Source organism: Vibrio sp. 2134-1 (genome assembly GCF_033339495.1).
Genome location: NZ_JAWOUS010000089.1, coordinates 1 through 1,300 on the forward strand (window position 1 = coordinate 1; position 1,300 = coordinate 1,300).

Here is a 1,300-nt window from a genome sequence, read left to right on the forward strand (position 1 = left end):
TTTGATCTGATCGAAGTAAATCTTTTTTACGGGCAGATGAAGTATTCTCTTTTTCATAATCACCACCTGATAGCTCATCAGACTATCTAACTATTAGACAAAACATCCCTTTTTCAATTTCTGTCTCTCTCGCCTCATGGGCCAATACAATATCCGCGATAACACGAATATTCCCTTCATAGTTGCGAATGGCCGCATCCCGCATCGTGTCTAAAGTGTCCTGACACTTCGCTCGCCTGAATTTAACGAGCCAACTTTGCCGATCTATCTTGTCCACACCAAATCCCATTCAGCGAACCATGTATCCAGCTTCTTTTGCCGCAGCATCAAGCTCGGAGGAAAAGTTAACGTCGGACTTTTCTGCCGCGTTATAGAGGGCTCCACACTTGGGCCATGAGCGCCCTACCAGTTTCATCGCCAACGCATCCGCCAGCATTTCTCGGATCTGTGTTTCAGCCTCACCAAAATCGGCTAGAGTTTCGTCTATGCCCGACTCTTCCATCAGCTCGATGAGCTGAGGTTGTTTGAGCCAGACGCCTGTTTGCATTTCCAACTGGTCTCTTGCATCTGCCACCAATTGGCGTTCAAGGGTGACGCCATTTACGGTCTTAACAAATTGCTTTGGCTGACGCTTTACCTTTTTTGGTCTGGACACATCAGAGATAACCGTCACCGGCTTCCCACGCAGTTCACGCGGCAACGGTCCACTTAGCCCCAGAACTAAGCGACGAGCGTACTCATGCTCGTATGGTTTCAACCCTCGACCTTCACGGTACATCTCAGTATCCACCAGCAGATCACCGCGCAGCCTCGCGTTTTTCCGCACTTGTTCGGACAAGACCGATTTGCCCTTCCCGCTGGCTCCCATTACGAGCGAGTGAGATTCTACTTTGTTATCAAAAAACATAATTCCGCCCCCAAAGAGGTGTTGCTATAAAACATGGTTTGAACATCTGGCGCTGTTATTGCGCCCACCGATACTCTGGGCAACGCACTCTGTTGTGGCCGCTTTTCCCTTTGCTATTGGTGATGTCATCTTCATTCTTCGCAGCCCCCAGCTTACTCAGTATTTCAGCTTTTGTGGCGCGATGACCGCGTATTAAAAGAGCATTCAGCAGGTATCCAGTGAACACCTCTGTACTCGGCATACGGTCAAGCAACTCAACATACTGCTCATCCGTCAAATCATGGATCTCACAATATTTTTCCACCGCCTTTTCGTAGGCTTCTGCGTAGCCATGAGTGGAAATCCTGAAAACAATATCCCCATTGCCGTAGCCTGGCTTTGTGACGAGAAAAC

At 48.6% G+C, this 1,300-nt stretch carries 1 protein-coding gene and 1 pseudogene; both read right to left on the bottom strand.

Going from position 1 to position 1,300, the window contains the following annotated elements:
- Positions 1 to 289 precede the first annotated feature (289 nt).
- Positions 290 to 838, bottom strand: coding sequence for a phage head-tail adapter protein (locus R7R78_RS24045; RefSeq protein ID WP_225452416.1), 549 nt, complete (start codon positions 836 to 838; stop codon positions 290 to 292).
- A 124-nt stretch (positions 839 to 962) separates the two neighbouring features.
- Positions 963 to 1,300: pseudogene (locus R7R78_RS24050) on the bottom strand (hypothetical protein); the annotation flags it as partial.